The sequence below is a fragment of the Planctomycetota bacterium genome (genome assembly GCA_038746835.1).
GTDB lineage: Bacteria > Planctomycetota > Phycisphaerae > Tepidisphaerales > Tepidisphaeraceae > JBCDKH01.
In genome coordinates this window covers 1-22,267 of record JBCDKH010000040.1, presented here as the reverse complement: position 1 = coordinate 22,267, position 22,267 = coordinate 1, and the positions used below count along the sequence as shown (strand labels likewise).

The following is a 22,267-nucleotide window of genomic DNA, read 5'->3' as shown; positions in this document are numbered from 1 at the left end:
GCCGGCGTCTTGCGCCATGCGAAGGGCCTGGTCGGTCGGGACGACGCCTTGCATCTCCCCGTCGGCATCGATCAGCCGGATCGGGCTGATGCGGATTTGTCTGTTGTGGCGAAAGAACGCGTCTTCGCGGGCGTTGTGGTTCCTCGGTCTGCGGCTTCTCATTCAGGGGGTCTCGATCGGATCAGGTGAAGTCCGCCGGGGGCCGTGGCTCAGAGTCATTCGTCGGCCGGCGACGGTGGTCCCGTCAGGGACAGGCGTTTCGCAAGAAACACCAGGTGCTCGAAGGCTGCATCGGACGACGGCCGCCCGACTGTGCAAAGTCTAACGTCTGGCCTGGCTTTCGTCGCCTGAAATCCGCAAACGAAGCCGGCCCGTGTTGCGGGCCGGCTTCGGTGTCCCACGCGTGCATCTCCCTCACGCGCTTCGACGGCGACCGGCGAGCAGTCCAACGCTCGCCAGAGCGAACAGGCCCGTCGTGGGCTCTGGAATCGTGGCGACCCAGGCATCCAGGATCGCAAGGTCCGAAGCCGAGCTGTTTCCGAAGTTCGACCTCAGAATGCCGAAGTCGGTCAGGTCAACGACGCCGTCATTGTTGAAGTTGGCGTCGCCGAAGCCGCCGGTCAGGCCGAAGTTGGCCCGAAGGATGCCGAAGTCGGCCAAGTCGACCACGCCGTCGCGGTTCGCATCGCCAAGCAGCACGCCGTCGCCGTCAACGATCAGCGAGTAGAACACCATCGCATCGACAGCACCGGTGATCCGGGCGTAGTACGTGCCTGCCGCGTCGAGGACGAAGTTGCTGAGCGACTCGGTGAAGCCGCCGGCGAAGTCGTTGACCTGAGCGAGCTGGGTGACACCGTCCGAATCGAAGATGGTGAGCGTCAGGTCGTTGTCGTCCGAGTTGTCATCGACCGACTGCGAGCCGTTCTGCGGGCCCTGAGAGTACGTGCCACCAAACGGCGTGAGCGAAAGGTCGACGAGCGCCGCCGAGTCAACATCGAAGCTGAAGAAGTCGACGTCGCTGAAGCCGTCGAGGCTGATGAAGTCGACATCGTCCGGCTCGACGCGAGTGTTGTTCGTGCCATCCAGACCGATGCCGATGGTCGTGTCGGTCGCGTTGCCGAGGCTCGTCGCCAGTGCGAGCGAGTCATTGCCGCCGTTGGCTTCGAGGCGATCGCCGTAGCCACGGTGGAGGGAACGGATGTCGTCCAGCTGCGGCCCGTCAAAGCTCGTGTTGATGAACGGCTCCATGAGGAACGAGGCGTCGTTGCTCTCGACGTGGCTCATGCCGAGGCCATGCCCGTGCTCGTGCATGATGACGTTCCGGAGGCCACGGAAGTTGGCAGCGCCGTTGCTGTAAAAGTTGACGTCGCCCGTGTCGAGCGTCATGTCGCCGCCGGACGTGGGGAAGAAGTTGCTGGCGAGCACGCCCGAATTGCCATCGCGGAAGCTGCCGCCGATGCGGACGTCCGCCCGGACACCGAGAACGCCGTTGAACTGTGAGTTTGAACGATTCGAGCCGTCGTCGTTGGGCTCGTAGACGTAGCTCAGACCGCTCAGCTCGCCCCACCGCTCGAACGAGTCCTCGAAGCTCGAGAACCACGGCCGCTGCGTCAGGTCGCTCCCGCCCGGTCCGGCACCGATGTTCGTGTCGAGGAAGTTGATCAGATCGCTGGTGCCGTCGATCCAGTTGGTGCCCTCCTGGACGAAGCCCCAGGTGATGGTCATCGCATCGCCACGCTGCAGGCCAGAGCCGTCAGTCGCGGTTCGGCCCCAAGTCTGATTCAGGATGAAGTCGGCCGTGGAACCGGAACTGCCGCCGTCGGGGCGCTCGTCGTGGATGCAACCCGGATGGTGGACGTGGTGCGGCCCTTCCATCGAGATGGCGGCGGCAGTGATCGCACAAGAGCCACTGACAAGCGTGGCAAAAACGGCGGCAGAGCTGTAGCTGGACATTCGGAGGATGCTCGTTCGTGATCTGGCCAGCTGGGGATGCAGCAGACCCACGTTTCAACAAGTGTGCCCCATGAGACGCCCCGAGGCGGGAGCAGGATCGCCCGAGACGCATATTTTTTCGCGTTGAACCCGGCTCAGGCAACGCGTCGCCGACGCAAACTACCCAGACTCACAAGGCCGACCAGACTGAACCCCGTCGGCTCCGGCACCGTCGCGGCCCAGGCGTCGAGCGTTGCCAGATCGCTCGCCGACCCGCCGAAGTTGGCTCGGAGGATGCCGAAGTCCGCCAGATCGACGTCGCGATCGCCGTCGAAGTCGGCGGTGGTGAGATAGGCCCACGTCTCGCCGAAGTTGGCGCGGAGCACGCCGAAGTCCGCGAGGTCGACGACGCCGTCAAGGTTGGCGTCGCCGGGCACAACGTCGTCAATCGAAGGCGGCGTCCAGACGGCGACGCCGCCGCTGCTAGCGGTCGCGTACAGGAATGCAATTTGGCCGTGCTCATTGAAAGCGTCGCCGTTGTCGCCGCCTCCGAATTGGCCGGTCTCAGTCAAGAGGAACGTAAGCGTGTCTCCGTTGAACGTGTCTCCCTCGCGAGCGACGGTCAGCAGCCCGAGCCGGTCATCGAAGAAGTAGATCGCGACATCGTCAGCATCGCCGCCGGCCGTGTCGAGGAGCGTGCCGGTGAACGCGACCTGACCAGCATCGTTGATGGACGCACTTATCCGCTCATCAATCCCGAACGCCCCAATGGCGAATGTGCCGTTTCCGTCAGGCGCTGGCTCACCGCCTTCGAAAACTCGAATCGCGCCGTCTGGACCGACACGGACTGCACCACTGAGAAAGCTGCCTGCAAGCTCGGCGACGACGGCCTGGCCAACATTGTTGGCGTCGAGCACCGCCATCGAATCGAGGACGTCTCCGGGCCGGTTCAGCAGCGGATCGCCAGCCGAAGCGACGGCTGAAACCGTGCCTCCGTCACTGACAAGGACTGTCGGCACCTCATCGATCCCGACTCGACCGACGGCGTAGACAAGTCCGTTGGCCTGAGCGACCGTCGGACGCCCGACGAACGAGCTCTCGAAGGAAACAAGCTCGCCAGCGACCTCCATACCTTGCTGGATCAACACTTCACCCGGGAGGCCGCCTTCCGCTCCCTCTCGAAAGATGCCTCGGCTGTTGTCGACTAGTTGGCTGTAGAGGACGACTCGCTCTTGATCATCGACAGGCGGAGGCGGCGCTCCGATGAAGCCGCCGTAGTCGCTACCGGCCGGAGACGGTGTGCGAGAGAAAGCGACAGTCACTGGTTCGATGTCGCCTCCGCCTGCGACGACACCGAGTCCGAATGTGCCGGTTAGCGAGTAGTACATCGCCGCAGTCAGGCCGTTGTCACTGATCGTCGGACGAATCAGTGCCGGCGGCGGTGGTCCTCCATTTGAACCAATACCGATTTCAAACCTCGAAAGGATCCTGCCATCGCTGAGTTCATCACCCGCGTCGCCGATCTCGGTTACCACACCATTCTTGTAAACATACAGGCCAACTTCGGTCACGGTATCGGTGGATGACTGTCCGAAGAACGCCACGTCGCCGGCATCGTTCAGTGAAACGCCGACGCCCCCGAAGTCGAGGAAGGTGTCGCTGGCATCCGGAAGCAGATCACCTCGCGCAACGACATTGCGCGGCACGCCGTCGGCTCCGACGATCCAGATGCCAAATGGGCTCTCGGTCCCCACACCGCCAGCGACCAAGGCCACCTCGCCAGCGTTGTTTAGCGTCGGCCTCGTCCACCAGCCGAGCCCTTGGGAAATTGGGTTGCTCGCCTCTGTTCCCAGCACCGGCGTTGTCGTCGGTGTCGATTGAGCCCATGCCGCGCTTGTCGACACCAAGACCACCGCACCCGCCGTCTTCCAGATCGTCTTCATCGACCATCATCGTGCGACAGAGGCCGACCGATCGCAAGCGTGTGGCGGTTGCGACAAACTGCTTGCGTGGTCCCGAACGAGGACTGTGCGGTCTGTGGCCTGTGTCCTCGTCAGCGGGCGCCTCCGGATTTCACGATTGGGTGGAATGTTCGGGCTCGCGTCGGCGTTGGGGCGGGCATGGAGACGCTCGCACGACTTGCTGGGGTCCTGGCCGTTGGAACGTCCGCCGCCGTTGCGTCGGCCGAGGTGACGCTCCGGTTCGTCGATCCGACCACGACCGATCCGGCGATCAACGACGTCGTGCTCCCGAACGCGGACGGCTTCGCGCGCGACCATGTCATCGCGATCGATCCGTCGCTTGCCGCGAGTGATCGGCTGTTCCTGTGGCTGCCCGGGACGGGTGCGTCGCCGACGCAGTATCAGTTGCTGGCCGAGGCGTCCGCGGCGACGGGGATGCCGACGATCGGGCTGGTCTACGACAGCCATCCGCCCGTCAACCTGCTCACGCTCAACGACACCGACCCAGAGCTTCCCGAGACGATTCGGCGGACGCGGCTCTTCGGCGAGGATGGCGGACCTGACTCGCCCGTCCAGGTCGACGAGGCGAACGGCGTGGTCAATCGGCTCGTTCGTGTGCTGCAGGATCAGCACACGGCGCATCCGGACGAGGGTTGGGACCGATTCCTGTCGAGTTCGGGCGGCGTCGAGTGGGGCCGGGTCGTGGTCGGCGGGCACTCGCACGGGGCCGGGCATGCCGCGTACCTGTCGAAGCAGTTCCCGCTGGCGGGCGGCTTGATGTTCGGCGGGCCGGGCGACTTCGTTCGCGACTTCGGCCAGGCTCCGTGGCTCTTCGATCCGGCGGCGACCTCGGCCGACCGGCTGTTCGGCTTCACGCACATCGACGACCCGAACATCACTGGCTTCCTCGGCAATCAGCGGACGCTCGGGCTCGAAGACTTCGGCCCGATTCAGAACGTCGACGGCAAGACCGAAGACGAGCTAACCAGCCACATGCTGATCTCGCTGGCCGACCTCGGGCCTGACGCGAACTACCACAGCGCGAACGTGATCGACCAGTTCATGCCATTCGAGTCCGACGGCACGCCGACCTACCTGCCTGCGTGGAGCTACCTGTTCGACTCCGTCGACGACACGACGCTCATCGCGCTCGGCGATGCGAACCTGGACGGGCGTGTCGACCTGGCCGACTTCGGCGTGCTTCGGGCGAACTTCGGCGTCGATGACCGCTTCTGGCAAGACGGCGACTTCAACGCTGATCGCCAGGTCGATCTGGCGGACTTCGGGATTCTGCGAGCCAACTTCGGCGGAAGCCTGGCCTCGTTCGATGCCGTCGCCACGCCGTGGCTCGCGAGCCTGGGCGTCGTGCCCGAGCCGTCGGCGAGCCTCGCGCTGATCGCAGGGTTCGGGCTCGTCGGGCTGCGGCGCGGGCGTCGCTTGTAACGCTGCAGTTGCTTGGGCAAGATGTCGATAGCCATGCCGATCCGCTTCGAACACGCCGAGCCGAGCACCGCGTCGCAAGAGACGACGTTCGCGTTGATAGACGATCTCTCCCGCACGGCCGAGTGGCTTCCGCCGTGTGTGAGCCTCACCAACACGACCCGCAGCGCCGACGAGTCGAACCAGCCCGGCGACACGTTGCACTATGTCTTCAAGCAAGGCGGCAAGCAGCAGGAGATGACCGGCCAGATCCTCGAACGCGAAGAGCCGAGCAAGCTGATCGCCAAGTACACCGACAAGGCCTTCGACGTCCTCACCGACCTCCGTGTCGAGCCGTCCGGCGACGGCTGCATCACGCACCACGTCATCGAGATCACGCCCAAGGCCTTCTTCGGCAAGTTGCTGTCGCCTCTGATCAAACTCGGCCTCAAAGGCCAGACCCGAACAGCGGCGGCGAACCTGAAAGCGCTGGCGGAGTCGTAGCTGTGTTTCGGTTGCAAACTCAAAGCAGCCCGTGCAATTGCACGGGCTGCTGATCATTCGAAACGCGGTCGATTAGAGCGACATGCAGATGCTCTTGGTCTCGAGGTAGTTCTCCAACACCTCGTGGCCCATCTCGCGGCCCCAGCCGGATTGCTTGTACCCGCCGAACGGCAGGCCCGCGTCGAAGATGTTGAAGCAGTTGACCCAGACCGTGCCGGCACGGATCGCACCGGCGACGCGGTGGGCCTTGCGGACGTCGTTCGTCCACACGCCTGCTGCCAGGCCGAAGTCGGTCGTGTTGGCGCGACGAATCAGGTCAGCCTCGTCTTCGTACGGCGTCGCGACGACGACCGGGCCGAAGATTTCCTCCGTCACCAGACGCGACGAGTCGTCGACGTCGGCCAAGACCGTCGGCTGGACGAAATACCCCTTCATGCCTTCGCACTTATCGCCGCCGGCGACGGCGCGGGCGTTGGTCGCGCGGCCGTAGTCGAGGTAGCCGGTGACGCGATCGAACTGCTCACGGCTGACGAGCGGGCCCATCTGCGTGTCGGCATCGAAGCCGCTGCCGAGCTTGATGTTCTTGGCCTTCTCGCCGACGCCTTCGAGCACCTTGTCGAAGATGCTCTTGTGCGCGAAGAGTCGGCTGCCGGCACAGCAAACCTGGCCCTGGTTGAAGAAGATCGCATCGGCCGCGCCGGCGATGGACAGCTCATGATCGGCATCGGGGAGAATGATGTTGGGATTCTTCCCGCCGAGTTCGAGCGTGACCTTCTTCAGGTTGCCCGCGGCGGCCTTGACGATCATCTTGCCGACTTCGGTGCTACCGGTGAAGGCGATCTTGTCAACGCCGTCATGCGCCGCGAGCGGCGCTCCGGTCTCTTCGCCGAAGCCGGTGACGATGTTGACCACGCCGTCAGGCAGACCAGCCTCCTGCATGAGCTCGCCGAGACGCAAGGCCGACAGCGGCGTCTGCTCGGCAGGCTTCAAAATGACCGTGCAGCCACACGCCAGAACGGGCGAGAGCTTCCACGCGGCCATGAGCAGCGGGAAGTTCCACGGTGTGATCTGCCCGACGACGCCGACAGGCTCGCGCACGGTGAAGGCGTGGAACTTGGCGTTGGGCGCGTAGGGGACATTGATCGGGATCGTGTTGCCCTCGATCTTTGTCGCCCAACCGGCCATGTAGCGGAAGATGTCGGCAGCGAGCGCGACGTCGGCAGCCTTGGCAACCGCCAACGGCTTGCCGTTGTCGAGCGTCTCAAGCGCGGCCAGTTCGTCGGCGTGCTTCTCGATCAAGTCACCGATGCGGTAAACGATGCGTGCCCGCTCGCTGGCGGTCATGGTGCGCCAGGGCTGGTCTTCGCCGAACGCCTTCCGCGCAGCCTGGACGGCTTTGTCGATGTCAGCGGCATTGCCGGCCTGGCACTTCGCGATCACTTCGTCGCGTGCGGGATCGAAGACGTCGAACGTCTTGCCAGAGTTCGAATCCACCCACTGCCCGCCGATGAACAGCTTTTTGGGCTTGTCGAGAAACGATGACGCGTCGTCGGGCAGGTATTCGCTGATGCGGTTGGCGGCCGAGACACCGTTGGTTGCAGTTGCAGACATGGCTCCTCCTTAGAGAGCGAGTTAAGTCGAAACGCCCGCCGGGCCCTGTGCCCGAAATCCTCCAGTTGTTCCTCCGCGGGCGATCGCGCGATGGTACCAAATGCGGCCCTGTGTCGCACCGGAATCGCGTTCTTCACAGGCGGTGTGAAAGGTGCGTTTCGGTGTCAGCAGCGACCCGGAGGACGTAGCGACGCGTAGCTTTTGCGAATGGATCAAACACCGCCTCACGCACCGGGCTTTCGGTCGCTTTGGGACGAGACGTCCGTGGACAACTTGCCCGTTGTCGGGCGGATTCCCAAGTGGCTGTCAGGCACCCTGTTTCGCAACGGACCAGGGGCGTGGGAAACCCCCGATCGGCGGACACGCGTCGCCCACTGGTTCGATGGCCTTGGCATGCTCCACCGTTTCGGGTTCGACAATGGGCGCGTCAGCTATCGCAACCACTTCCTGAGAACGCAGACGCACGCCTTGTTCACGGAGAAGAGCCCGACGCTCCGCGAGATCGGCGGCTTCACGCGTGACACCTCAGGCAAGCTCTTTGGTGAAGAGGAAGCCACGTTTGCCGGCGGCACGTCGGACAACACGAGCGTGCACGTTCACCCCGTCGCTGGCAAGCCAGTCGCCTTCACGGAAACGCCAACCGCTGTCGCGTTCGATCCGACAACGCTCGAACGCGTCGAAATCTTCGACTTTGGTGGCGATCAGGGCGTCAACCAGGGCACAGCCCATCAGCATCTCGACCCTGACACGGGCGAGCTCATCAGCTACGGACTGCGGTTCGGACGCGTGAGCAGCTACGTCCTCACCAGCACGCCTCCAGGCTCGCGTGAACGACGGGTCATCGCCGAGATCGAAACCGACCGGCCGAGCTACATCCACGATTTCTCTGTCACGTCGAACTACATCGTCCTGCCCGAGTGGCCCCTTCGCACGTCGGCCCTGCGGATGCTGATGGTCCGCAACACCGAAGCCGGCTTCTTCAACGGCTTCGCACCCGACAATGATTTGCCCGTCCGATTCCACATCATCGAACGCGCAACCGGCAAGGTCGTCGGCGTCAGTGAGGCCTCGACATGCTTCGGATTCCATGACGTCAACGCGTACGAGGCAGATGACGGCACGATCGTGTGCGACATCTGCGTGTACGACAAACTCAACGTCGCCAACGACCTGCTGCTTGCCAACCTTCGCACCGGCGTCGACTCCGACAACGGCCGACTCGTCCGCTACACGCTTCCCGTCAATGGCGGGCAGGCGAAGGAGGAGACGCTCTTCGACAACACGTTCGAGCTCCCTCGAGTCCGCGAATCGCTCTGCGGCAAGCGCTACCGCTACAGCTACGCCCTGTCCGAACCCAAGGAGGGCCCGGGATTCCTTGACCGCATCGTCAAACACGACCACGAGACGCACGAGACGATTGCCTGGAACGAGCCCTTCTGCTTCCCGGGCGAACCGATCTTCGTCGCAGAACCCTCGACCGATGCCACCGGCGAGGACGACGGCGTGCTCATGAGTGTCGTGCTGGAAAACCAACCCGACACCGAGCCGCGGTCCTTCCTGCTCGTCCTTGATGCGGTCGACCTGCAGGAGATCGGGCGAGCCGTTACGCCGCATGTGGTGCCGTTTGGCTTTCACGGTCGGTACTTCGCGTAGCCTCCGGCCATGTACGGCCTCATCGCCTCGCTGCTCGTTGCCTCGCCGACCATCACGCTTGACGGCCGCTTCGACGACTGGCGAGCGGTGGAACCTGCGTTCGCTTTGGAGGACCCAGCGGGCGATGCGCGAGCGGCCTTCGACGTGACGCGGGTGTCCGGCGTCGTCGAGGGCACCACCGTGTTCCTCGACCTCACGCTGACCGAGCCGCTGAACCTGCAGTCTGGCCCGATGGACGAGGGCACACTGGTGATCTCGCTCTCCCTGCCGGACGGGCGCGTGCTGGCGATCGACCTGCGTGGACGGTCCGCGACGCTGGACGGTGTGGCCGTGCCATGGGCGGTCCTGCGGTTCAACGCGCTGCCGACCTACGCGGCGACGCGACAGGAACTGCGGTTCGATCTGGGCCGACTGGCGTCGCCGGGAGACGTCGTGGTGATTTCGGTATCGGGTAGCGACGACGTAGAACCGGTGGAAGTGACGTTGGCGGAGCAGCATGTGGGCCAGGCGCCGGGGACCTCGCTCGATCGAGACGGCGGACTGCGACTGGCAGTGATGAACGTCCTATGGGACGGGCACGCCGACGCGGGGCGTGGTCGGCAGGTCAGCCGATTGCTGGCCGCGGTCGATGCGGACGTCATCGCATTGCAGGAGGCGGTGGCACGCGAGGACTTACCCGACCGCGACGAAGGCGAAGTTCCAGACACGGCCGCGGCTGCGCGGAGCGTCAAACGCGTCCTCGATCGCGGTCTCGAGGGTCGATGGAACGTCGTCGCCGATGGCCTGGGTTGTGCGGTCGCCAGCCGAAACGACATGCAACCGATCTCGCTCGGCAGCGGTGTTCGTGGCGCGGCGGCCATCATCGATGCGAACGGCGACGGCATCGGCAAAGGCGATCCGCTCGTCGTCAGTGTGCACCTCAAGTGCTGTGGCTTTGCCGGGAGTCCAGAGGACGATCAGCGCGTGGCCGAGGTGACTGCACTCATCGAGGCACTCCGACTACACGCCGAGAACCATCCGATCATCGTGGCCGGCGACTACAACCTAGTCGGCTCACGCAGGCCGCTGGACATGCTCACCGACGCGCCGCTGCGCTTGAGCGAGACCTTGCCGACACAGCTCGGCGAAGACACGGCCGTGACCTGGCGCGGCCTGAGCCCGACGGAGTCGTTCTGGCCTGGACGGCTGGACCTGATCACGCATGCGAGCTCCATCACGGCGAAACAGGCGTTCGTGCTGGACACGGCCGACCTGGACGATGCGACACTCGCCCGGCACGGACTCCTCGCATCCGACAGTCTCGCCAGCGATCACCTGCTCATGGTCGCCGATCTTGTGATTCCCGACCACTAGCTGCCGATAGGTCAACGATGCTGGCGGCGGAGTTCGGACGGACTTACGCCCGCCACGCGGCGGACGGCCTGGCTGAGATTGGTCGGCGTGCCCAGGCCTGAACGCGCCGCCACCTCGCGGAGTGAGAAATCAGTCGTCGTCAGAAGTCGACGAGCGGTCTGCAATTGCGATCGCCGGATCTCTTCGTGCGGTGTTCGGCCGATCGCTTTTTCGAACCGTCTGACGAGGGTTCTTTGCGACACGGGGACGAGAGCCGTGATCTGCTGGACCGTGACGCCCTTTTCGACGTGACGCCAGATGTATTGCATCATCTTCTCGACCAAGGGGTCCTCGCTTGCGATGAAGAGGCTGGACTGCCTCTCGATCACACCGAGCGGCCTGACTCGTTGTAGCGACGGCACCTGCTCGCCGCTGAGAATGCGGTGGAGGACTTCGGCGGCCTGAAACCCGACACGCTTCTGGTGGTATGCAACCCCTGAAAGCGAGGGTCTAAGTCCGCCGAGGATCAGCTCGTCGTCGCCGCCGACGACAAGACAGACATCTTCAGGGACGCGAAGACCCGCGTGTTGCGTGGCGGTCAGGGTTCGCCAGCCGTAGGCGATGTCGACCGCCATCACGCCGATCGGGCGGGGCTGCGCTGCGAGCCAATCGGACAGGTCATCGACCTGATCCTCCCACGACCACTCAGCAGAGGCATCCATGCGAACGCCACTCTGGAAAACGGTCGGCTCGTCGAATCCGTGCCCGCGAAGACAGTACCGGAAGCCGTCGCGACGCAGCCGGTCGGGACCGCGCTCGGACCCGGGCGACGTGACGACCGCGAACTGTCGAAGGCCCGACTCGACAAGGTGCTCGGCACAGGCCCGCCCGACACCACTCATGTCCGTGCAAACGATCGGGATTCCCCTGTCGATCCGGGTCTCTTCCAGCAGAACCGTCGGCCGTCCGCTCAGGAATCGCGTCGTGCGCGGCAACGGATTGGAATCGATGAATCCGTCGAATCGCGACAGCGCGATCGGCTCCTTGGAGGGCGTGTCCTTGACCGCAAGGTGGGCCATCACGATCTCCCAGTCAGGCTGGCGTTCGCTGACGAAATCGATCATGCCGCGAATGACGTCGCGCAGCTGCGGCAGATAGGGATCGAACAGGGCGGCGATCTGGAGCCTGTGTTTCGTCAAGATTGTCACTCTATGTCAAGTACGTGACCGAACAAGTCAAGCTGTATCGCGAACGTCGGGTTACTTTTCGAAGGCAGTCTCGCCGGAGACTGCCGGAGAATCACGATCCCCTTCGGAGGAACCATGCGCATCATCACCACCACGACCTTCATCGCCCTGCCCACGCTGCTTTGCCCGTTGCTCGCGACCGCCAGCCCGATTTTGCCGAACGATCCGAGCGTTTCGGGAAGCCTCGTACTTTGGGCGCGTGAGGCCGGAACCAACTTCGACGGAACGACCTGGATCGACTCGAGCGGGAACGGCAACGACCTGATACTCCCGGTCGGTACGTCGCCCGCCTTCACGAGCCCGACCGTTCCGACGGCATCGACCTTCAACGCCACCACCGGCGCTTTTGCTGGCCAGAACGTCGACGGCATCTTGTTCAGCGACTCGGCCAACGACTTGCTCGGGACTGACCTGACGACCGGGAGCACCCTGAGCGAAGTCACCGTTTTCCTCGTCTACTCCTCCGACGCCAACGGAGCAGGAGAGTCGAGCGTGCGACCGGGTGGCATTGGCTCGCCTTCGGCACTCACGGGCGACGTCAACAACTTCCACCTCGCGGCTGATGGGTCGCTTCGCTACGACAACGGCAACAACACCGGAGCGGACGATCCGGCCGACGAGTTGCTCGTACGAGCCGCCCGCTTCGACAGCGGCATCGTGACCAACTGGCAGTTCACCGGCGGCACGACCAACATCACCATCGGGCCGGTCGACAACGGCGGCAGTGCTGCCAACAACACATCGAGCGATCAGTTCTTCCTCGGCGACGTCCGCACCGGCAGCACCAGTTCCGTCGCCGGCGGTGGACTTGCCGACTCCGACGTCTTCGTCTCGGCGGCGATCGTCTACACGGGTGCCCTGACGGACGATCAGGTCGAAGGCATCATCGACTTCCTAACGCTGTCGCCGGTGAGCGATCCGTCAGCCATTCCAGAGCCGGGCTCGGCGCTGGTTATCGCGGCCGCCGTCGGCATGCTCAGCCTCCGCCGTCGCCGCGGGCAAAACTGAAGTTAGAGCGAATTCACTGATCGGGCTCTGGTGCCACTGCAAGGATGCAGTGCCACCGAACACGACGAATGATTCGAATCCGCTCTGGATGACCTCGGTTGGAACGATCATCTGGGTTCCAAAACGCACTCGATCGTTCTTTTCGTCGGCAACACAGACGGCGGGGTCAAAGCTCCAAGTGCATGAAGGGCAGGTCGCTCGGCCGGCCCATCAGCCACTCGTCGCAGCACCGCGCGGCCTGACGTCCTTCGCTGATGGCGTAGACAACCAGACTCTGCCCACGCCGCGCGTCGCCGGCCGCAAAGACGCCGTCGCAGCTGGTCATGTAGTCGTCATCGACCTTGACCGCGCCGCGTTCGGTGAGCGTGAGGTCGAGATCGCCGATCGGGCCGACGGGGTCGGGGCCCGTGAACCCGATGGCGAGCAGGCAGAGGTCGCACGGCAGTTCGAAGCCGCCGTCGTCGAGCTCGGTGACGTGGCGAACGCCCTGGTCGTCCTTGAAGCTCTCGATGCGGACGCCCTTGATCGCTTTGACGTTGCCTTGGCCGTCGCCGACGAAGCTCTTCGTGAGGACGGCGTAGTCGCGGAGGTCGCGCCCGTGGATCTCGGCGCCCTCTTCATGAGCGGCACTGGTGCGCAAAACCATCGGCCAGTTGGGCCAGGTCTTGAGCGGCTCGCGCTCCTCGGGGGGCTGGGCGTTGATGTCGAACTGCGTGATCGACTTGGCCCCCTGCCGGAGTGCGGTCCCGAGGCAGTCCGCCGCCGTGTCGCCGCCGCCGATGATGACCACGTGCTTGCCGGCGGCGTTGATCTGTTGCTCAGCAAAGATCTGGTCTCCCTCGGTCTGCACGCCGGCGAGGTTCTCGCGCGTCTGCTGCGGCAGATAAGTCATCGCGTAGTGGATGCCCGACAGGTCACGCCCCGGCACATTCACATCGCGGGCCTTGGTCGCGCCGTTGCACAGGATCATCGCGTCGAACTCCGCCTGGAGCTCGGCCGTCGTGACGTCCTTGCCGACATTGACGCCGCAGCGGAACTCGATGCCTTCCTCGGCCAGCAGGTCGACGCGTCGCTGGACCTTGGCCTTGTCCATCTTGAAGTCCGGAATGCCGTAGACCATCAGGCCACCGGCGCGGTCGTCGCGTTCGAAGACGACGACGTCGTGCCCTGCCCGATTGAGCTGCTGCGCCGCCGCCATGCCAGCCGGCCCGCTGCCGATGACGGCAACCTTCTTGCCGGTCCGCTTGGTCGGGTCCGGCTTCTCCGCGACGACCCAGCCTTCCTCGAATGCCCGATCCGCGATCGCCTGCTCGATGCTCTTGATCGTCACCGGCCGGTCGTTGAGCGACAGAACGCACGCCTCCTCGCACGGGGCCGGACAGATGCGGCCGGTGAACTCGGGGAAGTTGTTCGTGCGAGCCAGCGACTGGTATGCCTCGTACCAGCGATCGCGATAGACCAGGTCGTTCCAGTCGGGGATCTGGTTGCCCAGCGGACAGCCGTTGTTGCAGAACGGGACGCCGCAATCCATGCAGCGGGCACCCTGATTGCGGAGGTTCTGGTCTTCGAGCGGGATGTAGATCTCGTCCCAGTCCTTGATGCGCAGCTCCACAGGCCTCCGCCGCCTGGTCTCACGCGCGATCTCTTTGAATCCCGTCGGCTTACCCATCGTCGGGAAGTCTACGACCCGGACCGCTCAAAAGCCGCCGGCGTGACCGTCTTTGCGTGGGTCGCTGGCGGCGGCGTAGGTGCCGTTTTCGAGGCGTTGGGCGAGCTGTGCCCCGCCGAAGGGGCGGAAGTCGGAAACGGTGACTTCGTGACCGCGGTGGCGCAGGGCGTCGGCGTCGAGACCGGGCTCGACGAGCACTTTCAAACCTCCCATGACCTGCCAGCGTGGGGCGTCGATGGCGTGCTGTACGCCCTGGCCGCTGGCGAAGACGCGGAGCATGAGCTGCAGGTGGCCCTGCGCCTGCATCGGGCCGCCCATCAGGCCGAACGGCAGAAGCGGCTTGCCGTCGCGTTTGACGAAGCCGGGGATGATCGTGTGGAACGGCCGCTTGCTCGGGCCGACCTGGTTCGGATGCCCAGGCGTTGTGACGAAGCCGGCACCGCGATTCTGCAGGGCGATGCCGGTGCCGGGCACGACGATGCCGCTGCCGAAGCCGGCGTAGTTGCTCTGGATGAGCGAGATCATCAGACCGTCGGCGTCGCAGGCGACGAGGTTCACCGTGCCGCCGTCGGTGGGCACGCCGGCCGCGTAGGTCGTGGCTCGCTCACGGTCGATCAGCTTGGCACGCTCGTCGAGGTAAGTCTCGTTGAGCAACGCCGCGGGATCGAACGACATCACGTCGCGGTCCGCGACGTGTGTGTGCAGGTCAGCAAAAGCGAGCTTCATCGCCTCGATCTGGAGGTGGAGGCCTTGCTCGCTGTGCCAGTCGTCGCAGTCGAGGCGTTGGCAGATTCCGAGGGCAAGGCAGGCCGCGATGCCCTGGCCGTTGGGCGGCATTTCGTAGAGCGAGACGCCGAGGGCGTCGGTCCGCATCAGCTCCGTTTCGGTGTGCCAGAGGTTCTCGTGGGAGGCGAGGTCGGCCAGCGTCATCGACCCACCGCCGGCATCGCTTGCGGCGACGATCTGTCTTGCGAGATCGCCGCGGTAGAACGACTCGCCCTTCGAGTCGGCGATTGCCTGCAAAGTCGAAGCATGGCCTTCGCTCCGCCAGACCTCACTCGAGGCCGGTGCCGGCAGGAACGTGTCGACGAATGCCGGCTCACCAAAGACGGTCTCAGCACGCTTCCAGGCATCTGCTGTGATCGGGCTGACCGGGAAGCCGTCTCGGGCTTGGTGAATAGCCGGCTCGAAAAGTTGCTTAAAAGGGAGCCGACCGAATCGATCGCTGAGGTCAACCCAGCCGGCGACGCAGCCCGGCAATGTGACGCTGTCCCAGCCGCGCCACGGCATCTTGTCAAGACCTGCGAAGCGGTCCGGCGTCCACGCAGCTGGCGATCGGCCGCTGGCATTGAGGCCGACGAGGTCATCGCCGTCGTTGACGATTGCAAACAGGTCGCCGCCGATGCCGTTGCTGGTCGGCTCGACGACGGTCAGACACACCGCCGCCGCGATGGCCGCGTCGACCGCGCTGCCGCCGAGGCTTAGCATTTCAAGACCGGCCTGCGTCGCCAGCGGCTGACTCGTCGCGACGACGTTCCGAGCATGAACCGGCTGGCGACCCGAAAGCGGCTGCATGGCAGAGCGTAACCTGCCGCGTGGCAAAGGCGGCGGGCCAGATCATCCACGTGAGCCAGGAACTGGGCGGCAAGACGCTCGGGGCGGTGCTTAAGCAGAAGCTCCGCGTTTCGTGGGGCGAGGCGGAGATGCGCGTCTTCGAGCGACGCGTCGCCGTCCATGGCAACCTCTGTCTCGACCCGGCTCGGCGACTCAAGACCGGCGACGTCGTCAACCTACTCGACACCCCGGCCGCCAAGCCGAAGGAAGCCAAAGACCTCGACATCGTCTACCAGGACCGCGACGTCGTGGTCGTCGACAAACCGGCAGGCATTGTGAGCGTGCGAGAGCCGCGCGAGTCGAAGATGAGTCGCGAACGACGCGAGCGGCAACCGACGCTCGACGAACTGCTCACGAAACGACTGAGTCGCCCACACGATCGCGGCAAGACGGTCTTTCCGGTCCACCGGCTCGATCGTGACACCAGCGGCCTGATGATCTTCGCTCGAAACGCTGGTGCCGAGCGCGAGCTGATCCGCCGGTTTCAGGCGCACGACATTGACCGCGTCTACGCCGCCGTCACCCGCAACGGCCCGCCGCCGAGACGGACGGTGAACACGCTGATCGTCCGCGATCGTGGCGACGGGAAACGCGGCAGCCTCAAGCCGGGCCAAAGCGACGAACGAGCCCAACGCGCGATCACGCACGTCCAGCCCAGCGGCGACATTGGGGAGCTGGGCCTCGTCGAGTGCCGGCTGGAGACCGGACGGACGCATCAGATTCGCATCCACCTCTCCGAACTCGGCCACCCGATCTGCGGCGACAAGCTCTACGGCACGGGCAAGGAAGCCGACCCGCCGCCGCGTCAGGCGCTCCACGCGCGGTTTCTTGGTTTCGCCCATCCCAAGACCGGCCAGCCGCTGTTCTTCGAACGCGACTGGCCGGCGGATCTTGCGGATTGGCTCTACCCGAATCGGCAGCGGTGATGCATCATCTCACGCCGCCGCAGACGTCGGCGGGGTCTCACCGTCGTCACGCTTCCTCTTCTTTGGTTTCTGGAAGCCAGGACTCGCCGCGTTGAGCAAAGCGACGCACTGTTCATGAAGTTCGCGAAGCCGTGGATTCCGGTGCGGCACTCTCATCGGCATCGCTGCGAACAAGAGCGCACCGGGGACGACGTCCAGAGCGAGCGACAAACGATCCAAATGGTCGTAGCTCAACTCACGCTCGCCATTCTTGCAGCGGCTGATGAACGACTTATCGACCTGGCAGATCTCGGCGATCTGCGTCACGGTCATGTCGTGTTCGCTGATGAGATACTCGACAACGGCCTTGGCCTGATCGTTGAACTTCGTTCGGCGGGGACGTCGCATCGTGTTTCTTTCTCGGAAAGACTCAGCCCAGTGGACCCGTCATTTTGGTGACAATGAGGTAGATCTCGACAACCGCATTTGTTGCATCCTGAATCTGCGGCGTGATGTGTGCCTCTATCGCTTGATCCAGATCGATCAAAGCATCTTCGAGGTCCTCGCACGCCCAACGCAGGTCGTCGATCCGTCGCCGGAGGGTCGCCGCCTCGTGGAGAGCGTCGACCGCGAGTGCGCGAACCGCTCGCGCCTGTTCGAAGCGATCCATCGAACTACAAGATACCAGATTGTTGACAAATGGTCAACAATCATGTCGCCGCGGAAGCGGCCGACGTGTTCGTTGCGACTGCCCGCATCCGACGTTCTTCGAGCACGCGCCGGTAGTCGATGGGCATCACGCGCTTGAAAAACGAGATCGCTGAGTCGAAGTGCTCCAGCATCCCGCGGGCGACCGGGCTGTTGGTCAGCTCGACGTGCCGGGTCATCAGGCGTCGCACCGTCTCGAGATCGTCCGCCTCGTCGACGGGGCCGAGTTCGACCATCTCCATGTTGCATCGCGCGGCCAGATCGTCGTCGGGGTCGTAGACGTAGGCGATGCCGCCCGACATGCCTGCGGCGAAGTTGCGACCGGTCTTGCCGAGCAGGAGGACACGCCCGCCGGTCATGTATTCGCAGCCGTGGTCGCCGCAGCCCTCGGCCACCGCGTTTGCGCCGCTGTTTCGGACGCAGAACCGCTCACCGACGACGCCGCGGAGGAACAGCTCGCCAGCGATCGCGCCGTAGCCGATCACGTTGCCGGCGATGATGTTCTCTTCCGCTTTGAAGGTGCTCTCGTCGGGTGGGTAGACCACGACGCGTCCGCCGGAAAGGCCCTTGCCGACGTAATCGTTGGCGTCGCCTTCGAGTTCGAGCGTCACGCCCTTCGCGAGGAACGCGCCGAAGCTCTGCCCAGCCGTGCCGGAGAACTGGAAGCGGATCGTGTCGTCGTCCAGCCCACGCAGGCCGAACTTCTCCGCGACCTTGCCGCTGAGCATGGTGCCGCAGGTCCGGTTGACGTTCCGAACTGGCACTTCGGCATGAACCTTCTCGCCTCGGTCCAGTGCCGGCTCGGCCAGTTCGATCAGGCGGTTGTCGAGCGCGCGGTCCAGTTCGTGATCCTGCTCGATGATGTTGCGCGGTGCATCATTCTCACGCGGCTCGACGTGACGGACGATCGGTGACAGGTCGAGGTGACGCAGCTTCGGATGAGCCGACAGGTCGGCGAACTTCAGGCAGTCGCTGCGGCCGACCATCTCGTCGAACGTGCGGAAGCCGAGCTTGGCCATGTGCTCGCGCACCTCCTCGGCGATGAAGAACATGAAGTTGATCACATTCTCCGGCGTTCCGACGAACTTCTTGCGAAGCTCCGGGTCCTGCGTCGCGATGCCGACCGGACACGTGTTGAGGTGGCAGACCCGCATCATGATGCAGCCGAGCGCAATGAGCGGGGCCGTGCTGAAGCCGACTTCTTCCGCACCGAGTAGCGCAGCGATCACCACATCGCGGCCAGTCTTCATGCCGCCGTCGGCCTGAAGACGGATGCGACCACGCAAGCCGTTTTTGAGAAGCGTCTGCTGCGTCTCGGCGAGGCCCAGCTCCCACGGCAGGCCGCAATGCTTGATGGACGACAACGCAGCGTTGCCCGTGCCGCCGTCGAAGCCGGCGATGACGATGTGGTCGGCCTTGGCCTTGGCGACGCCGGCCGCGACCGTGCCGACGCCGACTTCGCTAACGAGCTTGACGCTGACGTCCGCCTGCGGGTTGATGTTCTTGCAGTCGTGGATGAGCTGCGCGAGGTCCTCGATCGAGTAGATGTCGTGGTGCGGCGGCGGCGAGATCAGGCCGACGCCCGGCGTGGAATGGCGGACGCGGGCAATCGTCTCGTCGACCTTCTGACCGCTTAGCGCGCCGCCCTCACCCGGCTTGGCACCCTGGGCGACCTTGATCTGAATCTGGTCGCTGTTGCGGAGGTACTCGCCGTGCACGCCGAATCGGCCGGAGGCGACCTGCTTGATAGCACTGCGTCGCGGATTGCTCCTCGCCTCGCCGTTGACGCCGAGCTGGATGTAGCGGTCCGGATCTTCGCCGCCCTCGCCCGAGTTGCTCTTGCCGCCGATCTCGTTCATGGCAATGGCGAGCGTCTCATGCGCCTCGGCACTGATCGAGCCAAAGCTCATTGCACCGGTGGCGAACCGCTTGACGATCTCCTTGGCCGATTCGACCTCGTCGAGTGGCACCGCCTCATTCTTCGGCTCGATCGTCATCAGGCCACGCAGCGTGCTCTTGGCCCGGGCGTCGTCGTCGACGAGCTTGGCGTACTGGTCGTACGACTTCTTCGAATCGACGCGAACCGCGTGCTGCAGCTTGGCGACGGTGTTCGGATTCCACTGGTGGTACTCGCCGTCGCGCCGCCACTGGTAGTAGCCGCCGGCATCAAGAACGCGGGCCTTCTCCGCTTCCACACGCGGGTAAGCGACGCGGTGCTTCATGATCGCCTCGCGTCCGATCTCGGCCATGCCGATGCCGCCGATGCGGCTGGGCGTGTCGACGAAGTAGCGATCGATGACGTTCTCGCCGATGCCGAGGGCCTCGAAAATCTGGGCGGCGCGATAGCTCTGGACGGTGCTGATGCCCATCTTGCTCGCGACCTTCAGGATCGCCTTGTGGGCGGCCTTGACGTAGTTCCGCTTGGCGGCCTCGGCCGAGTCTTGCGGCGGGAGCAGACCGTCGGCGTGCAGGTCGCTGATCGTCTCAAGCGCCAGGTACGGGTTGATCGCCCCGGCTCCGTAACCAAGCAGACAGCAGAAGTGGTGGCCTTCGCGGGCCTCGCCCGTCTCGACGATGATGCCGCACTGGTTCCGCGTGCCGTCACGGATCAAGTAGTGATGGACCGCCGCGACGGCCAGGAGTGACGGAATCGGCACGCGGTCTTCGCTCACACCGCGGTCGGAAAGGACGATGATGTTTCGGCCGTCGTGGACGGCCTCACTGACTTCGTGGCACAGCTCGTCGACCGCCAGTTCCAACGCTGCGGCGACCTCTTCGTCAGTCGCGTCGTCCGACGGACGATCGAACAGGAACGGCACCGTCGCTGACGAGAAGTCTTCGGAGCCTTCCTTCGACTCGCCAAAGTCGCGGATCCAGGCAAGCTCTTCACTGGAAATGATCGGCCCGCGCAGCTTGAGTAGCCGCGCGTGGTCGGGCGACTCGTCGAGCAGGTTCTTCTCGTGGCCGAGGTACGTGACGAGACTCGTCACCATCTCTTCGCGAATCGCGTCCAGCGGCGGATTCGTTACCTGGGCGAACAGCTGCTTGAAGTAGTTGAACAGCGGCTGCGGCCGATCTGACAGACATGCCAACGGCGTGTCTGCGCCCATGCTGCCCACGGCCTCGGCACCAGAGGCAGCCATCGGGTAGATGAGCATCCGCAGGTCTTCGTTCGTGTAGCCGAAGGCACGTTGCGCTTTGAGCAGTGCATCGCCAGACGCGTCGCGATCGCCGGTCGGCTTCATCGTTTCGGTCGACAGGCCGTCGTGGTCGCGGACGGGCTCGGGCGAGGCACCAACACGCGGGCCCGTCGGCGAGGCGAAGCTGCCGCGGATGTCCTTCGACCGCTCCTCGGCCATGCGGGCCTCGACGTCGACCAGGCTCTCGCGAAGCCACCGCGCCCAAGGGCGGGCGTCGAGCAGGTCGCCCTTGAGTTCGCCATCGTCGATGATGCGACCCTGCTCGAAGTCGGCCAGGAGCATCTTGCCCGGCTGGAGACGCCACTTCTGCTTGATGTCCTCCGGCGGCAACTCAATCGCCCCCGCCTCGCTGCCCATGACGAGCATGTCGTCGTGCGTCAGGTAGTAGCGTGCGGGCCGGAGACCGTTGCGGTCGAGCACGGCACCGAGCTGTCGGCCGTTGGTAAACGCAACGCCTGCCGGGCCGTCCCACGGCTCCATGAGACACGCGTGGTACTCGTAGAACGCGCGAAGCTCGGGATCCATCCGCGGGTCGTTCTGCCACGCCTCGGGGATGAGCATGAGCATCGAATGCGCGATGCTCCGGCCGTTGACGGCGAGGAACTGCAGGGCATTGTCGAGCGTCGCCGAGTCGCTGGTCGAGCTCGAAAGGATCGGGAACAGCTTGTCGAGCTCTGCACCGAAGCGGTCGGACTTCAGGCTGCCGTAACGGGCCCGCATCCAGTTGCGATTGCCGCGGATGGTGTTGATTTCGCCATTGTGGGCGAGATATCGGTACGGATGGGCAAGCCGCCAGCTCGGGAACGTGTTGGTCGAGAAGCGGCTGTGGACGATCGCGAAGTGGCTGGCGAAGTCGTCGTCCAGAAGGTCCGGGTAGTACGTGCCCAGCTGCGGGGCGGTCAGCATGCCTTTGTAGACGAGGCGGTTGGTGCTGAGCGTGCAGAGGTAGAACTGCTCCTTGACCGCATCGGGCCAGTCGCGGGCGTCGCCGAACTCGACGTGGTTTTCTACGCGTTGGCGGACCAGGTAGAGCCGGCGGTTGAAGTCGCCTCGGTCGTAGAAGCTACGCCGCATGCCGACGAACGCTTGGCGGACCGTCGGCTCGGCCTCTTTGGCGTCGTGGCCGAGGCTGCGGTTGTCGGTCGGCACGTCGCGCCAGCCGAGGACCTGCATGTCGTAGTCGGCCAGCACGCGCTCGAAGAGTCGTTCGCACTTTCGCCGCTGGACGGTGTCCTGCGGGAGGAACATCATCCCGACCGCGAACTCGCCGGCCGGTGGTAAGTCGATCTTGATCTCGCCTGCGGCCCGCCGGAGGAAGCTGTCTGGCATGCCGACCAGTACGCCGGCGCCGTCGCCGCTGCCCGGATCACACCCGCATCCGCCGCGGTGCTCCATGTGGGTGAGCATTTCGAGCGCCCGCGTGAAGAGCCTGTGCGATCGCCGCCCTGCCACGTTGGCCACGAAGCCGAAGCCACAGTTGTCGTGCTCGAAACGGGGGTCGTAG

Annotated in this window: 16 protein-coding genes; 6 read left to right on the top strand and 10 right to left on the bottom strand. The window is 64.6% G+C overall.

Features of this window, described 5'->3' with window-relative positions:
• The 3 genes from AAGI46_06140 to AAGI46_06130 all read right to left on the bottom strand — a co-directional run.
• On the bottom strand, positions 1-162 hold a 162-nt coding region (locus tag AAGI46_06140), incomplete at its 3' end, for a translation initiation factor IF-3 (protein MEM1011786.1).
• Positions 163-414: 252 nt separating this feature from the next.
• The gene (locus tag AAGI46_06135) at positions 415-1,953 is read right to left on the bottom strand and encodes a matrixin family metalloprotease (protein MEM1011785.1); all 1,539 of its coding nucleotides are present in this window, start codon (positions 1,951-1,953) and stop codon (positions 415-417) included.
• Positions 1,954-2,087: 134 nt separating this feature from the next.
• On the bottom strand, positions 2,088-3,875 hold the full coding sequence (locus AAGI46_06130; GenBank protein ID MEM1011784.1) for a choice-of-anchor tandem repeat NxxGxxAF-containing protein: 1,788 nt from the start codon (positions 3,873-3,875) through the stop codon (positions 2,088-2,090).
• Between the two features lie 177 nt (positions 3,876-4,052).
• Here AAGI46_06130 and AAGI46_06125 point away from each other — a divergent pair, with 177 nt between their 5' ends.
• Together AAGI46_06125 and AAGI46_06120 are read left to right on the top strand one after the other, a co-directional pair.
• Complete coding sequence (locus AAGI46_06125) at positions 4,053-5,336, top strand: PEP-CTERM sorting domain-containing protein (GenBank protein MEM1011783.1); 1,284 nt, start codon at positions 4,053-4,055, stop codon at positions 5,334-5,336.
• A gap of 33 nt (positions 5,337-5,369) precedes the next feature.
• Positions 5,370-5,816, top strand: coding sequence for an SRPBCC family protein (locus AAGI46_06120; protein MEM1011782.1), 447 nt, complete (start codon positions 5,370-5,372; stop codon positions 5,814-5,816).
• A gap of 72 nt (positions 5,817-5,888) precedes the next feature.
• Here AAGI46_06120 and AAGI46_06115 read toward each other — a convergent pair whose 3' ends face one another.
• Positions 5,889-7,427 (bottom strand): aldehyde dehydrogenase family protein, encoded by a 1,539-nt coding sequence (locus tag AAGI46_06115; protein ID MEM1011781.1) that lies wholly within the window; start codon positions 7,425-7,427, stop codon positions 5,889-5,891.
• Positions 7,428-7,634: 207 nt separating this feature from the next.
• On the opposite strand from AAGI46_06115, the gene AAGI46_06110 reads away from it, so the two are divergent.
• Complete coding sequence (locus AAGI46_06110; protein MEM1011780.1) at positions 7,635-9,080, top strand: carotenoid oxygenase family protein; 1,446 nt, start codon at positions 7,635-7,637, stop codon at positions 9,078-9,080.
• A 9-nt stretch (positions 9,081-9,089) separates the two neighbouring features.
• Entirely contained in the window at positions 9,090-10,433 is a 1,344-nt protein-coding gene (locus AAGI46_06105) for an endonuclease/exonuclease/phosphatase family protein (protein MEM1011779.1), read from the top strand.
• A gap of 11 nt (positions 10,434-10,444) precedes the next feature.
• Here AAGI46_06105 and AAGI46_06100 read toward each other — a convergent pair whose 3' ends face one another.
• Positions 10,445-11,611, bottom strand: a complete 1,167-nt coding sequence (locus AAGI46_06100; protein MEM1011778.1) for a substrate-binding domain-containing protein — start codon at positions 11,609-11,611, stop codon at positions 10,445-10,447.
• 123 nt (positions 11,612-11,734) lie between these two features.
• Here AAGI46_06100 and AAGI46_06095 point away from each other — a divergent pair, with 123 nt between their 5' ends.
• Complete coding sequence (locus tag AAGI46_06095) at positions 11,735-12,667, top strand: PEP-CTERM sorting domain-containing protein (GenBank protein MEM1011777.1); 933 nt, start codon at positions 11,735-11,737, stop codon at positions 12,665-12,667.
• A 166-nt stretch (positions 12,668-12,833) separates the two neighbouring features.
• On the opposite strand, the gene AAGI46_06090 is transcribed toward AAGI46_06095, so the two are convergent.
• Both AAGI46_06090 and AAGI46_06085 read right to left on the bottom strand, forming a co-directional pair.
• Entirely contained in the window at positions 12,834-14,336 is a 1,503-nt protein-coding gene (locus AAGI46_06090) for a glutamate synthase subunit beta (GenBank protein ID MEM1011776.1), read from the bottom strand.
• 27 nt (positions 14,337-14,363) lie between these two features.
• Positions 14,364-15,911, bottom strand: coding sequence for a gamma-glutamyltransferase family protein (locus tag AAGI46_06085; GenBank protein MEM1011775.1), 1,548 nt, complete (start codon positions 15,909-15,911; stop codon positions 14,364-14,366).
• Between the two features lie 20 nt (positions 15,912-15,931).
• Between AAGI46_06085 and AAGI46_06080 the strand changes: the two genes are divergently transcribed.
• Positions 15,932-16,876 carry an RluA family pseudouridine synthase gene (locus AAGI46_06080; protein MEM1011774.1) on the top strand — a complete coding sequence of 315 codons (945 nt, stop codon included), beginning with the start codon at positions 15,932-15,934 and terminating at the stop codon, positions 16,874-16,876.
• 9 nt (positions 16,877-16,885) lie between these two features.
• Here AAGI46_06080 and AAGI46_06075 read toward each other — a convergent pair whose 3' ends face one another.
• The 3 genes from AAGI46_06075 to gltB all read right to left on the bottom strand — a co-directional run.
• A complete protein-coding gene (locus tag AAGI46_06075) occupies positions 16,886-17,263 on the bottom strand; it encodes a helix-turn-helix transcriptional regulator (GenBank protein ID MEM1011773.1) in 378 nt (125 codons plus the stop codon).
• 22 nt (positions 17,264-17,285) lie between these two features.
• Positions 17,286-17,525: a hypothetical protein gene (locus tag AAGI46_06070; protein MEM1011772.1), complete on the bottom strand. Its 240-nt coding sequence runs from the start codon at positions 17,523-17,525 to the stop codon at positions 17,286-17,288.
• A 40-nt stretch (positions 17,526-17,565) separates the two neighbouring features.
• The coding region (gltB, locus tag AAGI46_06065; GenBank protein MEM1011771.1) for a glutamate synthase large subunit at positions 17,566-22,267 on the bottom strand (4,702 nt) is incomplete at its 5' end.

Bases quoted from the DNA above. Each gene is read 5' to 3' on its own strand.
- AAGI46_06135 (MEM1011785.1), bottom strand. From the start codon at position 1,953: ATGTCCAGCTACAGCTCTGCCGCCGTTTTTGCCACGCTTGTCAGTGGC.
- AAGI46_06130 (MEM1011784.1), bottom strand. From the start codon at position 3,875: ATGAAGACGATCTGGAAGACGGCGGGTGCGGTGGTCTTGGTGTCGACA.
- AAGI46_06125 (MEM1011783.1), top strand. From the start codon at position 4,053: ATGGAGACGCTCGCACGACTTGCTGGGGTCCTGGCCGTTGGAACGTCC.
- AAGI46_06120 (MEM1011782.1), top strand. From the start codon at position 5,370: ATGCCGATCCGCTTCGAACACGCCGAGCCGAGCACCGCGTCGCAAGAG.
- AAGI46_06115 (MEM1011781.1), bottom strand. From the start codon at position 7,427: ATGTCTGCAACTGCAACCAACGGTGTCTCGGCCGCCAACCGCATCAGC.
- AAGI46_06110 (MEM1011780.1), top strand. From the start codon at position 7,635: ATGGATCAAACACCGCCTCACGCACCGGGCTTTCGGTCGCTTTGGGAC.
- AAGI46_06105 (MEM1011779.1), top strand. From the start codon at position 9,090: ATGTACGGCCTCATCGCCTCGCTGCTCGTTGCCTCGCCGACCATCACG.
- AAGI46_06095 (MEM1011777.1), top strand. From the start codon at position 11,735: ATGCGCATCATCACCACCACGACCTTCATCGCCCTGCCCACGCTGCTT.
- AAGI46_06090 (MEM1011776.1), bottom strand. From the start codon at position 14,336: ATGGGTAAGCCGACGGGATTCAAAGAGATCGCGCGTGAGACCAGGCGG.
- AAGI46_06085 (MEM1011775.1), bottom strand. From the start codon at position 15,911: ATGCAGCCGCTTTCGGGTCGCCAGCCGGTTCATGCTCGGAACGTCGTC.
- AAGI46_06075 (MEM1011773.1), bottom strand. From the start codon at position 17,263: ATGCGACGTCCCCGCCGAACGAAGTTCAACGATCAGGCCAAGGCCGTT.
- AAGI46_06070 (MEM1011772.1), bottom strand. From the start codon at position 17,525: ATGGATCGCTTCGAACAGGCGCGAGCGGTTCGCGCACTCGCGGTCGAC.